This is a genomic window from Spiroplasma floricola 23-6 (genome assembly GCF_002813555.1).
GTDB classification, from domain to species: domain Bacteria; phylum Bacillota_I; class Bacilli_A; order Mycoplasmatales; family Mycoplasmataceae; genus Spiroplasma_A; species Spiroplasma_A floricola.
The window spans coordinates 585,926-608,763 of sequence record NZ_CP025057.1; the positions used below are offsets into that span (position 1 = coordinate 585,926).

General features: G+C 23.4%; 17 protein-coding genes. 14 read left to right on the forward strand and 3 right to left on the reverse strand.

Annotated elements, in window-relative coordinates; all coding sequences use genetic code 4:
* Positions 1-42: 42 nt before the first annotated feature.
* The 3 genes from SFLOR_RS02710 (at position 43) to SFLOR_RS02720 (ending at position 4,409) form a co-directional block, all read left to right on the forward strand.
* Positions 43-2,766, forward strand: coding sequence for a DEAD/DEAH box helicase family protein (locus tag SFLOR_RS02710; RefSeq protein ID WP_100916563.1), 2,724 nt, complete (start codon positions 43-45; stop codon positions 2,764-2,766).
* 271 nt (positions 2,767-3,037) lie between these two features.
* Positions 3,038-3,613, forward strand: a complete 576-nt coding sequence (locus tag SFLOR_RS02715) for a hypothetical protein (RefSeq protein ID WP_100916564.1) — start codon at positions 3,038-3,040, stop codon at positions 3,611-3,613.
* Positions 3,614-3,776: 163 nt separating this feature from the next.
* On the forward strand, positions 3,777-4,409 hold the full coding sequence (locus SFLOR_RS02720) for a helix-turn-helix domain-containing protein (protein ID WP_157806936.1): 633 nt from the start codon (positions 3,777-3,779) through the stop codon (positions 4,407-4,409).
* 38 nt (positions 4,410-4,447) lie between these two features.
* On the opposite strand, the gene SFLOR_RS02725 is transcribed toward SFLOR_RS02720, so the two are convergent.
* Positions 4,448-5,284, reverse strand: a complete 837-nt coding sequence (locus SFLOR_RS02725; RefSeq protein ID WP_100916566.1) for an SDR family oxidoreductase — start codon at positions 5,282-5,284, stop codon at positions 4,448-4,450.
* An 845-nt stretch (positions 5,285-6,129) separates the two neighbouring features.
* Between SFLOR_RS02725 and SFLOR_RS02730 the strand changes: the two genes are divergently transcribed.
* The 8 genes from SFLOR_RS02730 to nrdG all read left to right on the forward strand — a co-directional run bounded on the left by SFLOR_RS02730 (position 6,130) and on the right by nrdG (position 16,714).
* Positions 6,130-7,818, forward strand: coding sequence for a PTS transporter subunit EIIC (locus SFLOR_RS02730; RefSeq protein WP_169919186.1), 1,689 nt, complete (start codon positions 6,130-6,132; stop codon positions 7,816-7,818).
* A 41-nt stretch (positions 7,819-7,859) separates the two neighbouring features.
* Positions 7,860-8,558 carry a GntR family transcriptional regulator gene (locus tag SFLOR_RS02735; protein ID WP_100916568.1) on the forward strand — a complete coding sequence of 233 codons (699 nt, stop codon included), beginning with the start codon at positions 7,860-7,862 and terminating at the stop codon, positions 8,556-8,558.
* 24 nt (positions 8,559-8,582) lie between these two features.
* Positions 8,583-10,568: a PTS transporter subunit EIIC gene (locus tag SFLOR_RS02740; protein WP_100916569.1), complete on the forward strand. Its 1,986-nt coding sequence runs from the start codon at positions 8,583-8,585 to the stop codon at positions 10,566-10,568.
* 26 nt (positions 10,569-10,594) lie between these two features.
* A complete protein-coding gene (locus SFLOR_RS02745) occupies positions 10,595-12,046 on the forward strand; it encodes a glycoside hydrolase family 32 protein (protein ID WP_100916570.1) in 1,452 nt (483 codons plus the stop codon).
* A gap of 6 nt (positions 12,047-12,052) precedes the next feature.
* Positions 12,053-12,973, forward strand: coding sequence for a carbohydrate kinase family protein (locus tag SFLOR_RS02750; RefSeq protein ID WP_100916571.1), 921 nt, complete (start codon positions 12,053-12,055; stop codon positions 12,971-12,973).
* 138 nt (positions 12,974-13,111) lie between these two features.
* Positions 13,112-13,846: a hypothetical protein gene (locus SFLOR_RS02755; RefSeq protein ID WP_100916572.1), complete on the forward strand. Its 735-nt coding sequence runs from the start codon at positions 13,112-13,114 to the stop codon at positions 13,844-13,846.
* 250 nt (positions 13,847-14,096) lie between these two features.
* Entirely contained in the window at positions 14,097-16,217 is a 2,121-nt protein-coding gene (locus SFLOR_RS02760; protein ID WP_100916573.1) for an anaerobic ribonucleoside triphosphate reductase, read from the forward strand.
* Positions 16,217-16,714, forward strand: a complete 498-nt coding sequence (gene nrdG / locus SFLOR_RS02765; protein WP_100916574.1) for an anaerobic ribonucleoside-triphosphate reductase activating protein — start codon at positions 16,217-16,219, stop codon at positions 16,712-16,714. Before SFLOR_RS02760 ends, nrdG begins: the two co-directional genes overlap by 1 nt.
* Before the next feature lie 118 nt (positions 16,715-16,832).
* Here nrdG and SFLOR_RS02770 read toward each other — a convergent pair whose 3' ends face one another.
* Together SFLOR_RS02770 and SFLOR_RS02775 are read right to left on the reverse strand one after the other, a co-directional pair.
* The gene (locus SFLOR_RS02770) at positions 16,833-17,687 is read right to left on the reverse strand and encodes a DDE-type integrase/transposase/recombinase (RefSeq protein ID WP_100916575.1); all 855 of its coding nucleotides are present in this window, start codon (positions 17,685-17,687) and stop codon (positions 16,833-16,835) included.
* Positions 17,654-17,983, reverse strand: a complete 330-nt coding sequence (locus SFLOR_RS02775; protein ID WP_100916301.1) for a hypothetical protein — start codon at positions 17,981-17,983, stop codon at positions 17,654-17,656. The genes SFLOR_RS02770 and SFLOR_RS02775 overlap by 34 nt, the downstream gene beginning before the upstream one ends.
* A gap of 205 nt (positions 17,984-18,188) precedes the next feature.
* On the opposite strand from SFLOR_RS02775, the gene SFLOR_RS02780 reads away from it, so the two are divergent.
* From SFLOR_RS02780 to SFLOR_RS02790, 3 genes are all read left to right on the forward strand, one after another.
* A complete protein-coding gene (locus SFLOR_RS02780; RefSeq protein WP_100916576.1) occupies positions 18,189-20,060 on the forward strand; it encodes a lipoprotein in 1,872 nt (623 codons plus the stop codon).
* A 120-nt stretch (positions 20,061-20,180) separates the two neighbouring features.
* The gene (locus tag SFLOR_RS02785) at positions 20,181-21,977 is read left to right on the forward strand and encodes a lipoprotein (protein WP_100916577.1); all 1,797 of its coding nucleotides are present in this window, start codon (positions 20,181-20,183) and stop codon (positions 21,975-21,977) included.
* A gap of 198 nt (positions 21,978-22,175) precedes the next feature.
* Positions 22,176-22,763, forward strand: coding sequence for an NAD(P)H-dependent oxidoreductase (locus SFLOR_RS02790; RefSeq protein ID WP_100916578.1), 588 nt, complete (start codon positions 22,176-22,178; stop codon positions 22,761-22,763).
* The last annotated feature ends 75 nt before the right edge of the window (positions 22,764-22,838 follow it).

Genomic DNA, 22,838 nt, shown 5'->3' on the forward strand with positions numbered 1-22,838 from the left:
ATTAAAACCTATAAAATTTTAATAAGAAAAGAGATAAAAAAAATGGAAAATGATAAATTTTTTACAAATAGAAATCAACAAGAGCTTTTAAATGAAATTCAAAATGAAATTAAAACTTCTGATGAAGTCTATTTAATTTATCCATTTATTTCTAAAACAATATTAAATAAAATATCTCTATGTTTTGACTATTGCTTAGAAAATAATATTCCAATAAAAATTATCTCAACAACTTTTGATGATTTATCTCAGTTTAATAATTTGAATGAACTGAAGTTAATTGTTCAAAAGTATAAAAACATTCAAATTAAAATCGAAGATAATATGGAAAGAAATAGTGAAAGAATTCATATTAAAGCTTCTATTTTTAAAAGAAAAACTTTACCAGATAGTGCAATTATGGGATCTTCAAATCTAACTTATAAAGGTATGATAAGTGGAAGAGAATGAAATATAAAAATTACTTCTAAAAATGAAAATGACTTAGTTCAACAAATGATTCAAGAATTTGATAATTTATGAAATGAAGATTTTGTTGATTTCTCAATTGCAAAAGATAGAGATGATCTTATTGAAAGAATTAAACAAAATCAATTGGTAAAAAATCAAGTAGAGTTATCAAATCAAATTCAATTTAGCAAAAAATACTTATATAAGTTTCAAAAAGAGATTATTGAGAAACTAAAATATCGAAGATATATCGGGAAAACTAAAAATTTAATTATTATGGCAACAGGAACAGGTAAAACTTTAGTGTCTGCTTTTGACTATAAAAATCAAAGACAAAGTGCTAAAAATAATTTAAGTATATTATTTTTAGCACATCAAAAAGAAATTATAGATCAAGCAATTAAAACTTATCGACAAGTTTTAGAAGAACAAAATTTTGGTGAAGTACTTTATGATGGTCAAATAATAGCAGATAAACCCAAACATTTATTTGCAACGATTCAATCACTTTCAAACAGATTAAATAATTTTGATAAAGATCACTTTGATTTAATTATTTTTGATGAAGCACATCATTTAGCTGCTAACTCTTTTGATAAAGTTTTTAATTACTTTAATCCAAAACAAGTTATTGGTTTGACAGCAACTCCTGAAAGAGAAGATGGCAAAGATATTAAACAATACTTTGATAATGAATTTGCATCAGAATTAAGACTTTGAGATGCAATTAATCAAAAACTTTTATGTCCTTTTGATTACTACTGTATTGATGATACATCAACAAATTTGCAAGGAATTGATTTAAATTCAGACAAAGATATTTTTAAAGTAGTTAATACAGATTCAAGAAATGAATTATTATTTAAAACAATTGAAAAGTATTTAGGTATTTATGCAAGACCAACTGCTTTAATTTTTTGTACAACAATTGATCATGCAAAGATTATTGCAAATTTTTTAGTTCAAAAAGGATTAAAAGCAGAAGCATTTACTTCTGAAAATAATAAAGAAAGAAATAGAATTTTGCATGAATTTAAAATTGGAAGAATTAATTATCTTTGTGTTGTAAATATTTTTAATGAGGGAATTGATATTCCTGAAATTAACACAATAATTTTGTTAAGACCAACAAGTTCAAAAACAGTTTATTTACAACAATTGGGAAGGGGTTTAAGAAAAATAGAGTTAAAAAATAAACTTGAAGTTTATGATTTAATTTCTAACATAGATTCCAAGTATGATATAACTTTGGGCATAAGGAATTTATTCAATCCAAATATTATTGGAACTAATTTTATTTCTACAAAAGAAGGTTTACCTTATGATTCTACAATTACTTTAGAAAAAAATACAAAAGAAATTATTTTAAAAAGTTTAAAAAAATGATTTGGAAATAAAGATATTATTAGAAAACAAGTTATTCAATATTATAAAAAATATCAAGATTTTGCTCTAGAGAAAATACTTCAAGATTATGAAATCAGTTTATTAGATTTTTATAATAAGTTAGATGAATTATTCTTGAAGGTAGGAAAAGAAATAAGAATTTATGATAAAAATGAAAACGATACAAATAGAAATAAGAATATATTAAAGCAATTTATTTTTTTAGATAATTTTAAAATAATAAATTATTTTTATAATAGATTAAGAAACAATATTTCAAAAGAAGAAATTGATTTAGATTTGGATAATCTATTAATGACTTCGTTTTTATATGAAATAACAAGTATGGAGAAATTCTTAACTATTTATCCAAATTATTTAGAAATTGAAGATTTAGTACAATATTTTATTAATACAAATAGATTAATTGTTGATGAATTGGCAATGATTTTAAAATACAAATTAGAAAAAGAAACATTGGTAATTACAGAAAGTACTGAAAAAATGTTAACAATAGATTCAACATATACAGTAAAACAAGCTCTTGCAGCAGTGGGAAGAACAAATTTTTTACATTATAGAGAAGAGTTAAAAGTTTTGACTTTTCAAGCAGGTTATTTAACATTTTTCAAAACAAAACAAATTATTTTGGCTGATGAAGATGGTAATGGATATGGAAAACTAACTAAATATGATGAATTAAGTAAGAAGTTTTATTGATCATTGCCTGAAAAAATGACAATAAATCATAAAATTATTGAAGACTTTAATAATAAAAATATAGTAAAGTACTTATTTATTCACGATAAACAAAATTATGGTAATAAAAATATGTTTTTAAAGCTTTATAAATTTAGTGGAATAGGAAAGTTTGTAAAAATGAATACAGAACAATATCTAACTGTAGAATTTGATATAGAAAATAACTAAATATAAAATTTGAATTTAATATGAAACATTTTTAGGAGATTTCTATTAAATTAGTAAAATATAAATAAGCATATTAATTAAAACTGGACATATTCTATATTTAATAGAGTATGTTTTTTTATGATTAATTTTTAATTATTGTGTTTATAAAGTTAGTACAAACAAAAATAAATAATTTGAAAGGGTGTCAAAAAATAAAAAAGTGTGTCATTTTAAGAAATCCCTAATTTTGTTTATCCTTTTTTGATAATGTTATTTCAGAGGTGATTGTATGAATTTAAAAACTAAAATAAAAATTAATTATGGTATATTAATCTCTTTAGTTATATCATTATTAATTAATATACTCTTAATTCTAATTGTTTATGTCTTTGGCAATATTAAATTTAAAAGTAATGATATTGTGTATACAATATCATTATTTAGTTATCTTAAAAAAACACCAAGCTTTTTAATTAGTGAATTATTTAAAACGTGTCTTTACATTTGACTTATATATAAAATAATAAAATGTATTAAAACTGATAATAACTTTAGTTTTAAAATATGAGTCTACATCTTAATAATAATATTTGAAATTGCTCCTCATATACAGCATTTTAATTTATTTAGTAGCTCATTTCTTGAAAAAAAATATGATCAGTTTGTTCTTTTGAATCCTGATATAAGCATCACTAAAGATCTTTTTTTAACTCTTGCCAAAACAAGACTAGTATTTTTTTATGCTATATCAACTATATCAGTATTTTCTCTAGTTTTTCGCTTTTCTTTATATACAGTTTATATATTGTATAATATAAAGAAAAGAAGGGAATTAAAGAAAGTTGATGAAAATCAATTACATTAATTTATTTATTCATAATATTATAAATAGAATTGTTTTTTTAATAATTTTATTTTTCTTTTTATTTTTACTAACAAACTCATTAATTATTATTTACACATTTTTTCCAATTATATTTTTGCTAAGTTTAGGTTTACTTTTTACAATACTTTATAAGAGAAAAAAAGTGTCTATTAAGTTTTTATACTTTTGTTTTATTCCTTTATTTCCATATAAAATTTTTATTAAAATTGTGTTTTTTAATAAAAATCATGATAATTATTTTGAGAGTTTTAGAATAAAATTATTCCTAAGACAAGTATCAGCACTATTATCTAACTTAGCTATTTTTATTGTAATTTTGTGCTTTTCAACATATAATTTGAAATATTGAATTCTAATTTCTATGTCATTGTGTTGTGTTATTGTACAAATTGTATTTTTTTCAATTACTGTATATTCAATAAAAAATAAAGTTAATGTAGCTCCTTTAAAATTTTTTTATAAAATGTTTTCTCATAATTCTGATAAAAGACATAAAAGTTTTAAAAGTGAAATAATAAGTGAAATAGATAATAATAATGGCATTTTAACTTATAAAGAATTAAACACTAAATTTTCTATTTCTTTAAAAACTTTAAATAATATAGTTATTGAATTTAAAAATACAAACTTTAAAACATATTCAATACAACTTAAAATGGAATTTGCTAAAAGTCTATATCAAGAAGCAAATTATTCAACAAAACAAATAGCTGAAAAGTGTGGTTATTTGTCAAAGTCTTCTTTTTTAAAGGCATATAACAGTTATTACAAGTAAAATAATGAATTTAAAAAATCACTATAAAAGTGATTTTTTTAATCTACATGTAAATTTGTAGCTTCTTTTTCTAATTCTTTCATATCATTTGATATTTTTTTCATTTTATCTTCAGCATCTTTATAGGCATCTCTTCCAGTAAAAATATGTAATGGAGGTTTAGCAGATTTACTTGTTAAATTAATTATAAAATCACAGTATTTTTCTGGATCTCCATCTTGTTTTTTATTGAATTTAACTAGTGCTTCAAAATATTGATCTCTTGCTTTTTTATAATCTGAGATTTTATCTTCTCCAGTTACCATTGAAGTTGCTTCTAAGAAATTAGTTCTAAATCCTCCAGGTTTTATACAACTAATTCCAATATTTAAACCTTTAAGTTCATGACTTAAAGCTTCACTTCATCCATCAGTGGCAAACTTAACAGCTGCATAAGTTGAGATATAAGGATCTCCAACATAACCTCAAATAGAAGAAGTTGTAAAAATATGTCCATATCCTTGTTTTCTCATATATGGTAAAGCAGCACGAGTTGCATTTAAAGTTCCAAAAAAGTTAACTTCAAAACATTTTCTAATTTCTTCATCACTTGTTTCTTCAAAAGTTCAAAGTTGGCCATATCCTGCATTATTTAACAAAATATCAACTGAGTCAAATTTATTAACACATTCTTTCATTGCTTTATCCAATTGTTTTTGATCAGATAAGTCAACTTTTAAAGCTAATAAATTTTCATTTTTCCCGACTTGTTCAATGATTTTTTCAGGACTTCTGCTAGTAGCGCAAACAAAATGTCCTTTATCTAATAGTTTTTTTACAAATATTAAACCAAAGCCTTGACTAGCTCCAGTTATAAATCAAACTTTATTTTTCATAAATTATTTCACCTCTATGTATATTTTAGAACATTACAGTTAATATAATGCAAGTGAAATAACGATTTTTTTTAAAATAAAAATTTCCAATTGGTGTGTTAATTAAAATAGGAAATAATTAACACCCTTTAATAATAAAAAAAAAAAAAAAAGCATAGTAAAAAACGAAATATAAAAATATTTTTGTAAATGTAAAATATTTTTATATTTATTCTTTTAAAAATGTCAGTGTAAAGAAAATAGGATATTTAATAGAATTTTTTCTAAAATATTTTTAGATTCTGTAAAGTTATAGATTTTATTACTATTTTTTGAAACAATAAAGTTGAAAGAAATATTAATTTCTTTCACGAATTAAAGGTTATAAGTAAAATGTTTATATTTAAAATAAACTATTATAAATTTAAAACTTTAAGTATTCTAATCCTCTAATAAGAATACCAAAATAAAATTTATACATGTATTTAGTATAAAACTTGCAGATCACAATTAAAAGTATTTTATAAAATGAAAGTAATATAGACATTGCAATGCAATTAAAAAAAGATATATTCAATAAAATATAAACATATCATCAAAATAGATAATGTAACTTAAGGTTGCCAAAAGTTAAATTGTCTGAAATTTATTTAAAAATAATTAACATTAAGTTTTACGTTTATTATTTTAATATAAAATTTTATTTTTAAATCTTTCAAATAAAACTATTCTTTATTAAATTAAATTCTCTATTTATTAGAGATTTTTTTTGTTCTTTTTTAAAAATCAAAAACTTATAATCATAGGTATATATATTCTTGATATAAAAATAAATAATGATAATGTATAAAAGTTTAGGAGATACTATGTCAAAAAACATATTTTATGACAATGCTGTTTTAATGATTGATTTACTTGGTGGTAAAGACAATATTAAAGAAATTCAGCATTGTGCAACAAGATTAAGATTTATATTAAAAGATGATACAAAATTTGATTTAGAAAAAGTTAAAAAGCATCCTTTATTTAAAGGGTACAAAAAACAAGAAAGTCAACACCAAATTATTATTGGAACAGGTGTTGTTGACAAATTGTATAAACAAATAAATTTAATTCTTAAAGATGATTTACAAGAAGGCGAAATAAAAGTTGAAAATAAAGAACCATTTTGAAGAAAAGATGTTTCTGTAAAATCAAATTTATTTATGATTTCAAAAAGAGGAATGAACTCTTTTGCTTCAATTTTTGTGCCTTTAATTCCCATATTTATAGCAGGGGGAATGTCATTGGCTTTAAAATCCTTAATTGGTTCATTTGCTCCAAATTCAGGATTTACTAAACTTTTAGATATAATTGGGGGAGCAATTTTAGGATCTCTTCCAGCATTTGTTGGATATACAGCTGCAAAAAAATGAGGAGGTAATCCTTATCTTGGTATGGCAATGGGATTAGTTCTAATATCTCCAGGTTTATTAAATAGTTATGCTATAAATACACCAGTTTTATTAGGATTTGATTTAAATACAAGTTCAGATGTTATTCAAAGTGCAAGAGAAGCTGCATTTAAACAGTGACTTGAATCAAATGGATTTACAGAATCACAAATACCAACTGATCCAGGTCAATATAATGAACTTCTTAACAAGACTGTAGGAGCTTATTATTATATATTTGGAAATGTAGCAGGAGGTTTTTTTAAGATTAAATTAATTGAATACCAAGCTCAAATTATTCCAGTATTATTAGTTTTAGCTTTATCTGTTAACTTAGAAAGATTACTTAAAAAAATAACTCCCAATGTTATTGCCATTATTGTAGTTCCTCTAGTGACAGTTTTAGTATCATCATGACTTGCTTTTTGACTAATAGGTCCATTAGGTCAAATTATTGGAAAAGGAATATCTATTGAACTGGCAGGAATGTTTAAATATACTAATTGAAATTTCATTGGATTTGGAGGATTAGTGTTTGCATTCTTTTATCCATTCCTTGTGATTACAGGATTACATCAAGGATTTTTACCAATTGAAACTCAACTATTAGTTGATACTCAATTGAAATATGGACATTCATTTTCATTTATTACTCCAATTGCTTGTGTTTCAAATATTGCACAAGGTTCTGCAACATTAATGCTCATCTTCTTTTGTAAAAAAGATAAAGAACAAATTACAAAAGCATCATCTGGAACCATTGGAGCATTTACAGGCATAACAGAACCTGCAATGTTTGGAGTTAATTTACAAATTAAACCATTGTTTTTATCAGCTGCAATTGGAAGTGGAATTGCAGGGTGATGATTGGGAATGACACACACTGTTGCAAATTCACTTGGAAGTGCAAGTTGAATTGGTTTAGTTCAATTTGATTGAACTACTCAAGCAACTCAAAATTATTTTGCAAAAGAGAATATAAATGCTGTTTTCCAATCAATTCCAATGGGAGCTCATATTGCAATTGCTATGTTAATTTCGATGGGAGCTACAGTTGGAGTTTCAACAATATTGTTAAAAACAAAGTGAGGTAAAAAATCTCTTGAAAATTATTTAAAATAGATGCAAAAATTGTATAATTTTAAATAAGGGGAAATAAAAAAATGGACAAAAAATGAGAAATAGTTTTTGACTATTTAATGTATTTAATTAGAGAAAATAAAGTAAAACCTGGTGAAGTATTGCCAAGTCAAAATATGTTAAAAACTAAATTTGGTTACTCAGAACAGCCCATTAGAATAGCATTCAATAAATTAATTGAATTACAAATTGTAAAATCAGTTAATGGAAAGGGTTTTGTTGTTCAAGATAAAATTTCCAACAATTTATTATTTAGTTTCAGAGAATTATTTCCTGGATCTAAAAGTATATATACAGATTTTGAAGAATTGATTTGTGATGCTTTATTAGCACATGAAAGTGGTTATCAAATTAATGAAAGACTTATAAAATTTAAGTGTTTTCGAAAAACAGAGAAAAACGAATTAATTTTATTTCAAGAAAGTTATATTAAAAAAGAAAAGTTTAAAAATTTGACATTAAAAGACTTAAATCAAGAAGGTTTAATGTATTTTATTGAGAAAAAAACATCTTCAATTGTGAGTCACTCATCTAAAAAAATATCATTTATTACAAATTCAGAAGATATTGAAAAATATTTTAATTTAACTGAAAATGCTATTAATGGTTTAATTTTAGATGAAGGAAAAGTTTATGACATTTTTGGAGAAATTTTAGAATTCAGAAAAAGTTATTATCAACCAAAATTTTTTGAATGAAATTTTATAGAATGAAGAAAATAAAAAATAGAAAAGGTACTACTAATTATGGCAAAAGTAAATTATGCTCAAGAAGCTAAAAGATTTATTGATGCAGTTGGTGGAGAAGAAAATATTGAATCATATTTACATTGTGTTACAAGATTACGTTTCAATGTAATCGATAAAGAAAAAGTAAATATTGATGAAATTAAATCTTCACCAATTGCTAAAGGTACAAACTGAACTCAAAATCAATTGCAAATTATTTTGGGAACAGGTGTTGTTGAAGCAGCTTATGCTGAAGTTCAAAAAATATTAGAAGTTAAAAATAATGTAGAGAGCTCTTCACAATCAACAAAAGGTGAATCATTTGAAGAGTTTGCACTAAAAGCAAAAGCAAATAAAGAAGCTTTAAGAAATAAAGGTGGAAGATTTGCTTGATTGCAAATGAGTATGAAAACATTGGGAGATATTTTCTTACCAATTATTCCTGCTATTGTTGCAGCTGGTCTTGCAATGGGAGTTGCAGCTTTAATAAAAACTATTGTTAAATCATCTGCAGGTGATGAAGCTATTAATCCTAATTCATTGCTATGAATTATCATTGATATAGTTACAAAAACAGCATTTAGTTCACTTTCAGTACTAATTTGTTGATCTACTGTTAAAAGATTTGGTGGAAATCCAGTTATTGGAATTATTATAGGATTGATGTTAGTATCACCATTATTACCAGATAAAGGTGCTATTGCTTCATGAGATGCACAAAGTCAATTTTTAGAAAATTATAAGATTAATCCTATTGATCCAAAACTTACTGGTGAACAATATTGAGTAGATCACTTAAAATTAAATTTAATGACTCAAGAAGTTAAACCAATATATTTATGAATTATTCCAATTACTGGATATCAAGGTTCAGTATTGCCAGCTTTAATTATTGGAATTGGAGTTGCTTATTTAGAAAAATGAATTAAAACATGAATGCCTAAATCAGTAAATATTATATTCACTCCATTTTTAACAATAGTTGTTGCATTGCTTGTTGCATTGCTTGCACTTGGACCAGTTTTACTTCTAGTTGAAAAGGGAGTATTGATTGGAACTCAAGCAATACTTAATATTCCATTTGGATTTGGAACTGCTTTAATTGCAGGAGTACTTCAAGCAATTGTTATTACTGGTTGTCACCAAGTATTACAAGGATTGGAAATGCAATTAGTAACAAATGGTAGCATACCTGTAGATGGTGTAGCTAGTGGATCAATTTTCAATGCTATATGAACAGCTTCAATTATTTCACAAGGTGGAGCTGCAATGGCAGTTGCGTTGAAAACAAAATCAAAACAAGAAAAGAATTTAGCAATGTCTTCATCAGTATCAACAATGTTTGGTATAACAGAGCCAGCTATTTTTGGAGTTAACTTACCAAAAATAAAACCATTTATTTTTGCATCAGCGGGAGGAGCAATTGGAGGATTTGTTGCAGGTCTGTTAAATGTAAAATGTAGTGGAATGGGAGTTACTGTATTGCCAGGATTGCTATTGTATACAGACAGTGTTAGAAACTTATTGTTAATTATATTAGTAAATGTAGTTTCATTTGGTAGTGCTTTTGCCTTATCATTCTTTTTCTATTGAGAAGCAGGAAGAAAAGTAACTCAAAAACAAATTGATGCTTATGCAACAAAAGTTGTTAATGCTCAAATTGATTTGAAAAAATTTGCAAAAGAAGTAGAAGTTAAAAATCATGAGCAAAAAGTAAAATCATTTGAAAATAAATTGGAAAAAATGAAAGTTAAAGAAGCAAAATTAAAAGAAGATAAAGTTAAATATGAAACTTATATTCAAGAAGTTAAAGTTTTAAAAGAACAAGAAAAAGCTGAAAAAACAAAAGTTAAATTAGAAAAACAACAAGCTAAAGAAGAATTACAAAAACTAAAAGCTGATCCCAAAAAATGAGAAGAACTTTTAGCAAAAGTAAAAGCAGACAAACTTGTTGAAAAACAAAAACTAAAAGAAGAAAAAGCAAAAAATAAAATAACTAGATAATAAAACAAAGTAATGAGGATGACAAAATGAAATGAGAAAAATATAGTTTAATAAATGAAAGTCATTTAGAACTTTTTAAACAATATCATGACAAAAAAGAAAAAGATTGATATAACAATCAATTTCATTTATCAGGATATGCAGGTTCAACAAATGATCCAAATGGTTTAGTATTTTACAGAGGACAATATTTTGTATTTATGCAAAATTGTCCTTTTAGCATTGAACATTGAAATAAATCATGAGGATTATATACTACAAAAGATTTTATTAATTATACATATGAAGGACTGACTTTAATTCCATCAAATGACTATGATAAGAATGGTGTTTTTTCAGGAAGTGCAAGAGTTAATTCAAAAGGTGAAATGGAAATCTACTATACAGGTAATGTAAAATTTAATGACATTGACAGAACAAGTTATACTTTAAGAGCATTTATTGATTTAAAAGAAAAAATTGTAACTAAAGAACTTTTATTTGAATGTGATTTAAAAAAATATACAGGTCATTTTAGAGATCCAATTGTATTTGAGAAGAATAATAAATTATTTATGTTAAATGGAGCACAAACTTTAAATAAAGAAGGTGTTTTAAATGTTTATGAATTTAATGGCAATAGTTGAGAATTCAAAAAAGATATTTTAATCGATGAAGGTGATGAACAAAATTCATATATGGTTGAATGTCCAAATTACTTTGCAATTGATGGCAAGGAATATATTTTTTCTTGCTTGGAGCAAGAAACTTCATTAAAAGAGGGAAGTCACTTTGTTAAATATAGAGAAGTTGAAATTGACAATGATTTAAACTTTAATTTTAAAACTAATTTAAGAAAGATAGATTTAGGTTTTGATTTCTATGCTCCACAAATATTTTCAAATACTCAAGATAGAATTATTATGCTGGGTTGATTAGGAAATTCAAAATCAAATCCATTTCCTGAAGAGTTAACTACTTGAAGTAATCATTTAACAATTCCAAGAGAATTATTTGTAAAGAATGATTATTTATATCAATTACCAATTAAAGAGTTGGAAAATTTAAGATTAGGTGAAATTAGTTCAAATAAAGATTCTTATGAGTATAAAAATGGTTTAGTAGAAATAATTGGAGAAAATATTTCAAATAAAGATTTTGAAATTAAGATTCAAAGTAATGATAAGTTTATTAGTTTAAGAAATGAAAATAGTAATTTTATTATTGACAGATCAAAAATGGATTTTAATGATGAAGAAAATCTACCTTCAATAATTAATTTAAATAATTTGGATATTGATAAAATTAGAATTTTAGTGGATAGAAGCTGTTTAGAGATTTTTATTAATGATGGTCAATTTGCAATTTCTTTAAGATTTTTTATAAAAAATCATAATACAATTATTACAGATTTAGAAAATAAAAAAATTATTCAACTAGATTCAAACAAATATATTTGAAATAATATAATGTTTAAAAATCAAATGATGGAGAGATAAAAAAGTATGAAAAAAATAATTTCAATAGGTGAAGTTTTAATGGATGTATATTCAACAAATGAAGTTAATCAAGCAATAGTGGGTGGTGCAAGTTTTAATGTGGCATGTTCAATAGCTGCTTTGAAAAATAATGAAAGTTATTTTATGGGAAGTTTAGGAAATGACAATTATAAAGAAGATATAAAGTTATTTATAGAAAAATTTGGTATAAAAACAGATTTTATTCAACACTCTGAACTGCCAACAACAATTGCAAAAGTTACTTTAGATGAAAATAAAGAAAGATTTTTTGAATTTATTAGAAATAGTGATGCTGATTTTCATTTATCTAAATTTTCAAATAATCAATTAAAAAAAATTGACTTTGTTCATTTTGGAAGTGCAACAGGATTATTAGATGGAGATTTAAATAAATCTTATTGAGATTTATTTAAATTTGTAAAAGACAATAATATTAAGTTTTGTTTTGATCCAAATTTCAGAGACAAATTATGAAAAACTGAATCTGAGATAAAGCAATTTATTAAATTGTGCAAACCTTTTTTAGACTCAGCAAATTTAATTAAATTAAGTGATGAAGAATTATTGTTAATATCAGGAATGATTAAAGAAGAAAATGCTTTAAAATCTTTAATGAAATCCAATCCAAATGCTTTAATTTGCATAACTCGTGGAAGTAAAGAAACTATGTGTGGTTGAAAAAATGAAATAATTTATGTTCCAACAATTGAATGTAAAGAAATAGCAGATACAACTGGAGCAGGAGATGCATTTATTTCATGTTTAATTAATGAATTTGTATCAAAAGATATTGAACAAAAATCTTCAAAAGAAGAAATTATTGAAATTATTTCAACTTCAAATAAATTTGCAAATAAAGCTGTTAGATATCTAGGGGCTTTAACTTTCCTTGATCATTTAGACTAAAATATTTTTAAGTGTAGTAAATAAAGTTTATAAAGTATCTATTTTATAGATATTTTTTTATTTAGGTATATATTATAAGTAACTAGACTTATTTATTTGCTTTTCTTAATAAGAAAGCCATCTGAAAGAGGCGATCAAATGAGAAATTATTATGAACAGATAATTTTAACAATTTTATCACTTATAATTATTTTTCTAGTTATATTTTATTTAGTAACAGAGATATTTTTACCAGTTTATGCTAGAAAAAATAGTTTATATTTTAAAAGCAAAATTGATACACAAAAAATTAATGCAAAAATTAAAGAAGAAAAATGAAAACGTTTTATTCTATTTTGAACAATTCTATTAATAGTTGCTACATTTTTAATGAGTTTAACTTATTTTTTCATTCAATCAAGAAAAATATATGTTCATTATTCATTATTTATGATAATAGTATTTACATCCTCATTTTCAGCTTTAGTATTTATTTACTTTATAGTAAGATTCAAATTATCTAAAAAGGAATGAAAATCAAAAAAAGAAATCATTGTTTATTTTTGAAAATATAAATATAAAAATATAAATAATGCTGTTTTTAAAGAAATTAAACTTTTAAATAAAATTGGAGAAGAAAATCTAAAAATTAATAGAAAAATATCTAAAAATCAAAAATTAGTTATAAAGAAATTAAATAAATTATCTAAGTTTAAAGATAGTACTTATAAAGAATTTTATATATTTAAAAAATATATAAATAAAAATGGACTTATTTTAAAACATTTAGAAAAAAAATATATAAAAAATAATTTGAAAATAAATAAAAGTATGGATTCAATTGATGATTTATCAACAGCAATGATTGATAATTTCCTTACTTTTATGAAATAATATTTGAGAAAAAGACAATTAATAAATTGTTTTTTTTATTATATGTTTATAAGTGTGGATAAAATGTGGATAACTTTTTTCAAAAAAGTAAGTAAATATAATCTTTTTAGATGTTTAATAACATAAAAAAATTTAAAAAAAATCTTAAAAAATATTGATTTTTTAATATAATTTGAGAATATAAACTCAAACCAATAAAAAATAAGAACAAGAAAAGCAAAATTTAAAGTAATAAGAAAGGAATAATAAAATGAGTTTAAAAGGAAATAATTACAATGTTATTGTTGATGAATTTAACCAAGTAATTTCAACTACAAGCAATGATATTAAGAATGAAAATGCGAATATGAGCGGAGATACTCCAAGTGGAAAAATGATGAAATTTGCTTCAATTTCAGCAAAAGATTTTGCTTTGGAAAATTTAGTTAAAGATACTCACTCAAAATTACACAAAAAATCATTGATTCACATTCATGATTTGGATTATTATCCAACTAAATCAGCGACTTGTGTACAATACAATATTGAAGAAATATTTAAAAATGGTTTTAAAACTAGAAATGGTTTAATTAAAGAACCACAATCAATAGGGGTTTATACTGAGCTTGCAGCAATAGTTTTTCAAACTGCACAAAATGAAATGCATGGTGGTCAATCAATTCCAGCATTTGATTATTTTATGGCACCAGGAGTTAATAAAAGTTTTAGAAAAGCTTTAATTAAGAATTTAAATCATTTTTTTATATTTTCAAGTATTGAATTTAATGAGCAAAAAATTAATGAAATAAAAAATGATGAACAAATAACATTTAAAAATTTAACAAAATCAACTCTTGAAAAGTACTTATCAGGTTATAAAATATCAGATGAGAATTTTAAAAAAATATATGATTTAACAGTTAAAGAAGTTGAAAAAGAAACAGATCAAGCAATGGAAGGTTTTGTTTATAATTTAAATACTCAACATTCACGTGGAGGAAATCAAGTAGTTTTCTCATCTGTTAATTTAGGAACAGATACTTCAAAAGAAGGAAGACAAGTTATAAGATCATTATTTAAAGCATTAGAAAATGGATTGGGAAATGGAGAAACTTCAATTTTCCCAATAGTTATTTTTAAAATTAAACTAGGAGTTAACTTTGATGAAAATGACTATAATAAAGCTATGAGTTTAAGTCAAGATAAATGATTTGAAGATAATACTTGAAATGTTAAAAACTTTGATTTGTTTTTACAAGCAATTAGAACTACAAGTTTAAGATTATTTCCAAACTTTATGTTTTTAGATCAAAAATTTAATCAACATGAATTATGAAAAGCAGATGATAAAAACTCATGATATTATGAACCTGCAACAATGGGATGTAGAACTAGAGTATTTGAAAATATCAATGGAGAAAAAACTTCAATTGGAAGAGGGAATTTGAGCTTTACATCATTAAACTTACCTTATATTGCTCTTGAACTATTAAAAGAGCAAGGAAAATTAAAAGATGAAAAAATTAATTTTAATGAAATTGATATCGATCAAATCAAAAAAGATTTCTTAAAAAAAATAGAGTTTTATTCACAAAAAGTTTGTGAACAATTAAAAATTCGCTATGATTATCAAACAACAGCACTTGCAAAAGAATTTCCATTTTTAATGAGAAATAATATTTTAACAGGGGGAAAAGATTTACAAGCAGAAGAGTTTGTTAAAGAAGTATTTAACCAAGGAACATTAACAGTTGGTTTTGTTGGTCTTGCAGAAGCTCTTAAAGCTCTTTTAAATGTTCATCACGGAGAATCAAATGATGCACAAAAATTTGGAATAGAAATAATTAAAGTTATTAATAAAGTTGCTTTAAAATGAAAAGAAGATACTCATTTAAATTTTGGAGTTATTGCAACTCCAGCAGAATCAGTAGCTGGAAGAATGGCAAAAATTACAAGAAAAGAGTTTGGTTTAATAAAAGAAATAACTGAAAGAGATTATTTTACAAATTCAAATCATGTTCCAGTTTATTACAACATTAGTGCTGCTGAAAAAATAAAAAAAGAAGCTGAGTATCACTCTTTAACTTTAGCAGGAAGTATAAGTTATGTAGAACTTGATGGAGAGGCAAAGAAAAACTTACATGCAATTCTTTCGATTATTAATGCAATGAGAGTTTATGGCACTAATTATGGAAGTTTAAATCATCCAGTGGATAGATGTAAAGAATGTAATTATACTTCTTTAATTCCATTTAAATGCCAAATGTGTGGAAGTGAAGAAATTTCAAGAACAAGAAGAATTACTGGTTACTTAGTTGGTGATTTAGATGGATGAAATAAAGGTAAACAAGCTGAAGAAGCAGAGAGAGTTAAACATAATACTAACTGTTAATGAAAATTTTAAAAATTTTTAAAGAAACAATAAGTGATGGACCAGGAATAAGATATTCAATTTATGTAGCGGGTTGTTTACATGCTTGTAAAGGTTGTCATAATATGATTAGTTGAAGTTTTAAAATTGGGAGAGACTTTGATAAACAATACGAGCAAGAAATTATAGATGAAATAAAAGCAAATCCCTTATTAAATGGAATTACATTTAGTGGGGGAGATCCAATGTTTAGTGCAATTGAATTAATTCCTTTTGTTAAAAGAATTAAAAAAGAAACTGGTTTAAACATATGACTTTATACTGGTTTTACAATTGAAGAGTTAATTGCAAAAAAAGATGATAAAGATGAAAATCAATCAGCTATGTATCAACTTTTATTAGAAGTAGATATACTTGTTGATGGAAGGTTTGTTCAAGAACTTTATGATCCAAATATTTTATACAGAGGAAGTTCAAATCAAAGATTAATTGATGTTAAGAATTATTTAAAATTGTAAAAATTAATTTAATTAAAATGTAAAGTTATTTTATAAAGTATAGAATAACTTTTTTTAATTTAATGATTACCAATTTTAACAACGTTCCCCCCAAATTGGGAACGTTTTTTTTTTTTTTTTATCATTTTTTATTCATTCTAATTCTATCATTATTATAAAAGTCCAATCATGCTCATGCTATTTCCATACATTGATTAATGTTTTCAATATAACATGTTCTTATAGTTTCATCTTTTAAACGACCATGAAAACTTTCATGTTTACCATTATGATGAGGTGTTCCTGGTTTTGAATAGCTTCTAATAATTTGTAAATCATTACATAAACTTATGTAATCCAGAGAGGTATATTGATTTCCATTATCTGAATGTAATAATATTGAACCTAAATATTTTTTATTTTTATATGCCATTTCTACAGCTTCAAGAACAAAATCTGTTTTTTGATTATCAATTCTTTTAGATTTTCCTATTATTTCTCCAGTTAAATTATCTTGAACTGTGCAAATATAACCTTTTTTTGTTTTAACTGAAAATTCAGTTATATCACTAGTTCAAATATTTTCAAAACCAATTTCTTTTGCTTCTTTTAAATAATTCTTTCTAATAGTTTCGTTATATCTTTTAATCTCATGTTTAGATTGTTTCTTAATGTAATATGCAATATGATTAAATTTTTTAAATATACGTTCTAATTTTTTATGATTAATTCTGAAAGGGTCAATATAATTTAATTTAAAATATAGGGCTCATCTTTTAGCACTATAAGCACTAAGGAAATTATTCCTTTCAATTTCTGAAATAACTAAATTCATAATTCTTGTATCATCCAGGAAATTCATTAAAGTTTTATTTTTTTTATATGTTGATGTTCTATTAATATTTAAAATTTTACAAATCATTGTTCTATTGCTCTTGGTATTTATCAATAATTGTTGAACTATTTCTTTTTGGTTTTGGCCTTGGAGGCTCATTGCTTTTTTAAAATATCATTCTCCTTAATTAATTCCTTATTGTAATCAAATAGAATTCCTACAAACAGATCATTTGCCTTTTGAGATATACTGTAATCTATTTTATAAGGTAAACGAGTTTTTGAATCACCAATATCTGTATTTTTGTATTTGTTTATTATTGTTCCAATTGATCCTGTAGTTGAGTTAAATTTTAATGCTATTTCCTTTAGAGAATAACCATTCAAACTTAATTCAATAATTTTTTCTTTTTCTTCTTGAGTTCACTTTCTAAACTTTTGTCCTTTTTTTGCCATATACTTTATCCTTTTCTATTATTGTATAAAAACTGTTGCCTAAATGGGGGGAACATTCAAATTGATAAATTAAAATTTATTCAACTTATCTATTGCTTTTTTTTTTTTTTTTTATTTAACATAAAAATAACAATTTGAATTTAAGAGTAAAAAACTAAGGGCGCTTATTTGTTTTTTCATTTATTTATTTTAAAAAGGAGAAAAAATGAAAAAATTATTAAGTGTATTGGCAACAATTGGTTTTGTATCGTCATCAACTGTTAGTGTAGTTGCTTGTGGTACAAAAGAGAAATCTAAAGATACTTCTAAACCAGAAGAGCCTAAAAAAGAAGATTTAAATGATATTATAAGAGATTTTCAATCTGAAGTTACAAAAATTTACAATAATCATATGAAAAGTGAAGTTATTGGAAATCTTATAGGTCTACAAGAAACAGAAAAAAACTATTTGTTTATTAAAAAGGATAATATAATAGCTTTTTCAAATAAAGAAAAAGATATAACAGCTGAAAATAAAAAACAAATAGAAAATGATGAAAATTTAATTTTAAGATCAAAATTATTGGCAGAAAAATTAAATGAGTTAAAAAAAGTAAATAGATATAAAGTTATTTTAGATGATGTTGACTCTATTTTTGATGGAATAGAAGTTATTTATAATGATAATTTTAAAATAAAATCAGGTGAGTTATCTCAAGGAGTTTATATTGGAAACCTTATAAATGAATATAAAGTGAATATAAAATATAAAGGAAAAAATGATATTGAGAAATTTGAAATTGGAGATACTTTAAAATATACTTCAACAGATGATGAAACATTTAAAGTAGCAGGAGATAATCTAGCAAAAAATATTGAAAAAGATTTTTTAGTTTCAAATGAAATGAAAAAATACTCTAATTTTGAGTGAAAGAATATAAAAAATAGTAAAAATTTTTATGAAGGGTATGGAGAATTTTCAAATGAAATAAAAAATTATATAAATTCAAATGATGAATATAAAAATAGTTTAATTAGTTTTATTAAACAAAATTATTTTAAAAGTTTTGAAAATTTAAATTTAAATTTTAATCAAAGCAATATTTATATGGATTCAAGTTTTAGAAATAATTTATTAAATGTATTTGAAACTAAAAGTGCAACCTCTTTTGAAGATTATACAAAGTCAGATCAAAATTCTGAGAAAATTTTTAAAACTATTTTTAGAAATGATCCAAATAGTGAATCAACTAAACAAGTTCTAAAAGAATTATATTTTACAAGTAATAATATGGATAAATGAAATAAAGAGCTAATTACTTTAAAAAGTAATTATCTTAAAAATTTAAAATTAACAGATCAACAAATTAACTTAATTGAAAAATCAAATGAATATATTAGTGCAGATTCAATAGGGAATATTAAATTAAAAGGGGCAACTATTACAATAGGTTCAGGAGTTAATAAATATATTCATGAATTGCCTGATTTTAATTTATCTGTAACATATAATGCTTCTTCAAAAGTTGAAGAAAAAATTGACTTTTTAAGTGAGTTTACTTCAAAAGTAATAATAAAAGGTATGCATAATTTTTATGGAATGGATTCAAATTTTAAATATCCAGAGTTTAATTCTGATCAAGATTATTTAATGAATATCGGAGATAAAGAATTAATTAATTTTATGAAAGAATATATTAAGTCTAATCCTTCAAAATCAGGAGGTTTAGTTCGTCTATGATGAAGTCTTTGAAATGATTTAGATTATCAAAAAACTAAGGAGTTTATTAGTAATTTAAATATTTTTAATATGTTGTTAACTAATAACCTGAAATCAGTCTATTTAATTAATTCAAACCTTTCAAATAATATCAAAGATATTTCAAATTCAACTCAGGAAACTTATTGAAATAATAAAATTGAATATGTTTTAAACGAAAATGATATATCTTTTATTCCTGCAAAAAGTGGAGCAAAAGATAAAATTCCTGACACTATTACATTTAAATTGGGTTATTTAGCAATTAACTTTAAATATGAAAAATTATTTAATTTATCTGAAAATCAAGAAGCAAAAGCATTTATTAAATTTGTGTAGTTTAAAAATAAATTTTTAAAGAAAAGTCAAAAAAGTTGACTTTTTTTTTTTTTTTTATAATTAGCAATATCAATTTGAATTGTTTTATTTGTTTTTATAGCTCTTTAAAAAGGAGGAAAAGTGAAAAAATTATTAAGTGTATTGGCAGCAATTAGTTTTGTATCATCTTCAACTGTTAGTGTAGTTGCATGTGGTACAAAAGAAAAACCAAAGGAATCAAAACCAGAAGAGCCAAAAAATGATATGAATGAGGTTATTCAAGATTTTAAAAAGGAAGTTACAAAAATATGAACACAACACTACGAAAAAGAAGTTGCAAATAATCTAATTACTATAGAAGATGTTAAAAATGATTACAAATTTTTAAATAAAGAAAATATTCAAAAGTATTCGAAACCTGAAAATAAAGATAAATTAACAGTTGAAGAGAAAAAACAATTTACAAATGATGTGGAAAAATTATTTAAAGCTAAATTACTAAAGCAACAATTAAACGAGCTGAAAAAAGTAAATAAATATAAAGTTATTTTAGATGATGTTGATTCAGTTTTTGAACATGTAGAGTTACTTTTTAATGATAATTTTGAAATTAATTCAGGAGAAATTATTAAGGGAAGTTATATTGGAAATGTGATTGTTGATTATAATATTGTAATTCAATATAAAGGACTTAACGATGTTGAAAAATTTAAACAATCAGGAACAATGAAGTATACTTCAACTAAAAGTGAGTCTTTTAAAAAAGTTGGAGATTCAATGTATAAAAATATTGCAAAAGATATGTTCACTTCGCAAGAAACTTTAAAATATGTAAACTTGAAGTGAAATGAAATTAAGAATAAAAGCAAAGATTCAGATGCTTATGTAAATTCAAACAATGAGTTAAAAAATTATTACAATAGCAATGAAGATTTTCATCAAGCTTTATTAAATTTAGTTAAAGAGAAGTACTTTAAAGATAGTTTTCCAACATTAGAAATTAATTATAGTAAAAAAAGCATATATAGATCAAATAATTTTTTAGAAGAAAACAAAAAATATTTAATTGTAAATAACTTTGATAAAGAAAATAGTATAAATTTGAGACAAAAGGATAGTAGAGAAATAATATCAAAAATTCTTTTAGGAGATGAAGAAGTAATAAAAGAAAATTTAAAATCAGATATATTTAACTCAAGAACTTTGCAAAAAAATAGAGTTAAATATAGAGCTACTCAAGATCAATTTTTAAAAGAGTTTTTAAATACTCAAGAAGTAGAAAATTATAAAATAAGTGATAGTTATCAATTTGCCATAGCAATGGGTTATGCTGATTTTATTGGACCAGTTATTAAAATTGGAGAGAAAGAAAATTCTTATATGCACAAACTTCCTGATTTTAAATTAGCTATTTCTTATTCAATGAATGGTGAAAATGATGAAATCAGTGAAAGTCTTATAGATTTATCACTAAAATTATTTAATGTTTATAAAAAAATTTGAGCACCTAGCATAGTGACAGATACAAAATATTTATTTAACATAAATTATAAACAACAAAATATTTGAAATGAATTTAATACTCGTTATAGTCGTTTATTAGCTAGAAGAGTTAATGATTTTTTAAATAATTATAATTCTTTTTATTTTATAGAGTTAGAAAAGAATTTGAATTTATTAAATATGACAAGAAATACTTTTAATAGTTCTAATTTCTTTTACTCAATAAATGTCGATAATTTTGAATCAAATTTAGCTGATATATCTTTTTTTAATAAAAGTAGTAGTAAATATTACTTTGAAGTAGAAGAACAAATTGGTACTGATAACAAAGTTAACTTTTTTGATACAGTTAATTATTTAACTTTTGATCTATTTGGAATAGTAAAAATGAATATTTATTTTACTAAAGAAATTAGACAAGCAATCTTTTTTTAAAATAGATACTTTAAAATAAGTTAAAATTAATAGGTGTATTTGCACCTATTTTTTCATTATCAATTTAAAAGTAGTTTGAAATTTTTTTAAATCACCTTAATTATTTTTTAAAAGATGAATATGGTCAAAAAATAGTGAAATGCCTCTATTTTCAAACTAAAGAAAGTGTTATATTAATATAAAAGAGGGAGTAAAAGAATGAAAACAGTTGTAATTATTGCTAATCCAAAACCTAATAGTTTTAATCATGCAATTTCAAACTCTGTTGTAGCAGGTTTAAAAAAAGCAAATAAGAAATATGAAATTTGAGACTTGTATGAAATGAAATTTAATCCAATAATAAGCAAAGAAGAATTTGAATTATTTGGTTATGCAGAATATGATGGAACACTAGAACATTTTATGAATGTATTAAGAGATGAATGTGAACAAATTGTATTAATTTATCCAATAGTTTTTTTTGAAATGCCTGCTATTTTAAAAGGATTTCTAGATAGAGTCTTTATTGGAACTTTAATTAAAGAAGGAGAGGATCCAATTAATTGAATGCCTTCAATTAGTATAGAAAAGACTTTCATTATTGAAACATCTCTTGGAGATATGTGATCTCTTGCAGGTAATCAAAATAGAAAGCAAAATGAAGTTCTTACAGCACAAATAATGAGAAGAATTGGATTAAACAATCCTATTATAGAAATATATAAAAATTTGGCTACATCAACTTTAGAAGAACGTGAAGAATTTCTAAAAAGAATAGAGCAACAATTTTCATCATTTAATATTTAAAATAAGGTAATTAAAAAAGATCATTAATACATTATATTCATTAAATCTAAATTTTGTAATTTTTCTAGAATTTAT